This window comes from Mesorhizobium sp. Arg314, from assembly GCF_053714275.1.
In genome coordinates, this window is sequence record NZ_JBSKBP010000116.1 from 1 (window position 1) to 4,368 (window position 4,368).

At 60.8% G+C, this 4,368-nt stretch carries 2 protein-coding genes; both read right to left on the reverse strand.

The genetic code is table 11. The features are described from left to right. The coding region (locus ACWGS9_RS34085; protein ID WP_454509327.1) for an antitoxin Xre/MbcA/ParS-like domain-containing protein at window positions 1-426 on the reverse strand (426 nt) is incomplete at its 3' end. Between the two features lie 1,862 nt (window positions 427-2,288). Next, window positions 2,289-3,938: an MFS transporter gene (locus ACWGS9_RS34090; protein WP_454509328.1), complete on the reverse strand. Its 1,650-nt coding sequence runs from the start codon at window positions 3,936-3,938 to the stop codon at window positions 2,289-2,291. Window positions 3,939-4,368 lie beyond the last annotated feature (430 nt).

Here is a 4,368-nt window from a genome sequence, read left to right on the forward strand (position 1 = left end):
TCTGCGAAAGGCAACCACATCATTGTGCCGCTGCCACCAATACAGCGTGGACCGCGGTATTCCAAAGCGTCTCTCTAAATGCGTCGACCCTGCGACTGGACCGGCCCACTCTGCAATGCGAGCGCCTTCTCTGAGGCAATCTTCCAGACCCGGATGCCCGAGCGGACGTTCTGACGGCCGGGATGGCGAAGCGCTCTCACACGCCTGGGCGTTTAGCCGCAGCGCCGATTCAGCCTCGAGCCTGCCGAGAAATTCGGCAGCCAAGGCATTCAAATCGTTGGAAGGAGAACCCGAGAGCACACCAGCAGGTTTTTCATGCTGCCTTGCCTCATCGCAGTGGGCAAGAAGGCGCCGCACCTCGCCCATGACAAAGCGTGAAAGCTCCGGCTGGCGCTTTTCCTCCCCAAGATCCCCCGACCCACTCATACATAACTTTCCGGCAGCAAACGGCCGTATTTGAACGAGCAAAAGCGCCAGTTATGATCCGATTGATTATAAGGGGCATATCTCTACGTTGACTATAAGGGAAGTCAATCCCTGCCGGCGGAAATTTTGTTCCTGGCGGCTGTCGTCTCTTCGACGTCGTCGCGAAAGCGACGAGCTGCCGGCTCCAGGCCGAAAGTGGCTCAGCGGTCGCGGGTCATGTCGAGTCTGGCCGCACGGATTGAGGCGATTCGTCGAGCACTGGTACCAGGAGTCGGCAAAACCGTTGAGGCGATGCTCACCCTCGCGGACGAAAGGCTCGGTCGTCGCCATCGGCGACAACGCTGTCCCACGAGTTCGGGAATGCGGTCGCGAGAGGCGGGCCCGATCTTCTCGCGCTGCTTCGTTCGCACAGCGGATAGACGATAGGTTTATACCCCCAGCATTTGCTGGCTCTTCCGGACTGGCGCGGGGACCAGGGAAAGCCAACGGCCGGCACCCGCAGCCTTCTGGCTACCGTCCACCAGATCCGCCGGCCACGCCCCCGCGCCGGCTCGGACGGAGGTTGCCGTTCCCCCCTCTCCGCTAGCTTGGACGCGATCCCGCAATGGGATCTTACCCTCCTGGGAGCCCGATCACCTTCCAAGGCGGCACAAGTTGCCGAAGGTTGCGATCCTGAGGCTGGCAGGGCCGAAAACTGCGTCGGCGAATTGATGCATGCAGGACCTCTCGGCGTTCTTCCACGCACCTCCGGGATTCGAATTCCTATGGCAACTACGCAGCTGTCGTGAGCGCCAAGCCCGGTGCGATGAGGCCGATGATGCTAACACGATCGCCTGCTGAGCCTGCGTGGCGGTTTGATTGGTAGTGAAGATGCAAAGCCGGCAAGCGGCCTGGCAGACGTGGCACGCGAATCTCCCTTTTCGTCTATCTCGGCCCGTCACTCGGTCTTTGAGACCTCTTCCGGGAACCGACATCGAAGTGGTCTGCGAAGAACTAGGCGGGACCAGGATCGGGTTCCTGATCGAGAACAAGGTCTATGCTCCCTTCATGCCGCGGCAACTCGAACGTTATCGGACGGGCGGCGAGGAGGGCCGCATGGCGGGCAGGTGGGACGGATGCCGAGTAGTCCTGGTTGCTCCACAGCAATACCTGCCCGGCCTGTTCCAGATGAGCGGCAGCATCTTGATGTCGAACTGCCCTACGAGGCCATCTTCGCTTGGCTCGAAGAGAGCCGGCGCGAGCAACTGACTTTCAAGCGATATATGCTGGAGAAGGCGATCACGTCGGGGTGCAAGGGCCATGTCAAGCAGGCGGACGCTGCTATGATCAAATATTGGCTTCCCGCACCTCCCTTTTCGGAATGTCGAACGGCTTTGCTCCTATCCATAGGCTGGTGGAACCTCGATTCCTCAGCGATTCCTACGGATACCGGCCCGGCAAATCGGCGCTCGATGCTGCTTGCTCATTGGGCCTTGCTCTTCGCACGCGGCCGAACAATGGGAGCCGTATGACGCGAGAGTGTCACGTACGGTTCTGCGGGAGCGCGGGGATGCGATTTCTCCCGCGCCAATGAACGGGCGAGACTCGTCATGGATTGACTTCACGGTCCCGTGGCAAACGCCCAAATGCAAGCTCTACCACAAGTTCAAGAAAGGATCGGTCGAACAGGTCATCGAAGGCAGGGATGCCGAGCGTGCTGGGGCCTTTCTGAAGCCTATTCTCGCAGAAGGCATGATCTTCGTCTCCACAAAGTCGACCGCCTCGCTTCGGGGGTAGATGAACGACGGGGACACTTCCTACAGCGCGGAATCCAATGCTCGATGCGTCAGCCGCACCATCCCCCCGCAGACGCTCCGAATGGATTAGCGCCGGAAAAAGAGGCTCCCTGGCTGATCCCGCCTACGAACCGCCCCGGTCGGCCGCTCTATTGCTATCCTGGTGCGGGGGGGGTCTCCCGCATGCAGCTCGAGGAGGCGCTGTTCCAGCTCCTTGTCCGCCCCTGTGAGGCGATGGTTCAGGCGAAGGTAGTCCATCCAGGTCGGGGTGCGGAAGGTCTCCGTCCAATGCGAGGGTTCCTGGAGGTCGCGCTGGAGGTTCCAGTGCCGAGCGCCGACCCGGCTTTGCACCCGGCGTCGGTCCCGCATGAGGTCCAGGAATGCTTCGACGTTCGGCTCAGATATTGAGTATTCGATCTTGACGACGATCGGGCCGCTTCTCGATTTCAGGTCGAGGGCAAGGTGTGGTGTTTCGAAGCCAAGAGAATCCTGGTCGGACTCTTTCCATTGACGGATCGGCAGCAGCAATCCGGTGCCGGCGACCAATAGCAGAGCACCAGCTGAGCTTTCCAGCGCCAGGGCGAGCGAATAGTTCTCGGCCACCAGGCCCCACAGCCAGCTGCCGGCCGCGACGCCGCCCGACGAGAGAGCAGAGTAGATCGAGAGCGTGCGGCCAACGACCCACCGTGGGCTCGACAACTGCACGCTGACGTCAAGCCCCGTCCAGGTGACTACCCAGCCCGCACCGCCCAGTGTCAGGGCGATAGCCGCCACCACCAGCGAAGGCGTGAAAGCAAGAGCCAGGCAGCACGCGGCGCAGGCTATGCAGGCGAGCGTCGTCAGCCGCTCCTGCGACAGCGACCGCCTCAGCGCGTTGTTGGACATTCCCGCGCACAAGGCGCCCGCCCCAAATCCGGCCACCAGGACACCATAGGCGATGGGACCTCCTCCCAGCTGGTCCCGGGCGACCAGTGGCAGCAGCGCCAGTATCGAGATGCTCGTCAGACCGAAAAGGGTTCCGCGGGCGATCGCCGCCTTGATCTCTCCCGACAGCGCCGTGAAGCGCGCGCCGTCATGAATGGCCGTGGTCAATGGCTCACGGGGAAGAGGCGAAGAGCGACCGCTCCATTTGCAAAGCCCTATGGCCCACAGCATCGCCAAATATGTGAGCGTAGCCACGGCGAAAGCCGTCAGTGGTCCGAAGGAGGCGACAACGAGGCCGCCGAGCGCCGGACCGACGCTTCTCATGGCGTTGTATCCGACCGAGATCAGCGTGACCGCGGCCGGAACTTCGCGCTTTCGCAGAATGTCGCCGACGGAAGCGTGCCAGGCCGGATCAGTGAAGGCAGCGCCACATCCGGCCAGGCAGCTGAAGGCGAGGATCATCCACGGATTGTAAAATCCCAGTCCGACGAGAGCAGTCAGCATGATCGAGGAGGACGCAATCACGCACCAGCCGAGCGCCATGACATTGCGGCGGCTGAAATTGTCCGCAATGGCCCCGGCGAAGATCGAAAGGATGAATACGGGCAAGGTCGTGGAGGTCTGCACCAAGGCGACCATTACGTCCGAGGTCGAAATGGTTGCCATCAGCCAGCTGACAGCGACGGTCTGAAACAGCCAACCCAGGCTGGAGACCTGTGCGGCAAGCCAGATCGCACGAAAGGTGGGGTTCTCGAGCGGTACAAACGTCGCCGACGAAACTGAAGCCGCGTCCGCGCGCACCACACTGCTCATTGGGCCGACCCTCTCTTTTCGTGAACAGATGAAGCTGGAGATTTCTCCGTTGGCCACTAGCCTATGGAGAGTGGCAGGATCGGGGCATTATAGGTGCCGAGCCCAAGTAATTTTCGATGGCTGCTGCAAAGCCAAAAAGAAACCCTCCTGATGAAAAGACCTGGCCATCCATAGCCGAAGCGCCTCACCGGCCCAATCCTGCGGAAAGGTTTGAGCGGTGGCGATGTACCATTCATGCGTGTATGGCTCGCCTCGCGCCTTGAGAAGACGGTATTGAGGAGAGATCCGAGGCAAGTTTCATTGCCTTCTGTGGCTGCCTTCATTAATGACGATAATCTTCACAGAAGCCATAAAATCAGGAGCATTCCGTGATAGAAGAAGCCGACGACAATACTGACGCCCTCATCGAGCTCACGGCGGACGTCGTCTC

Bases quoted from the DNA above. Each gene is read 5' to 3' on its own strand.
- ACWGS9_RS34090 (WP_454509328.1), bottom strand. From the start codon at position 3,938: ATGAGCAGTGTGGTGCGCGCGGACGCGGCTTCAGTTTCGTCGGCGACG.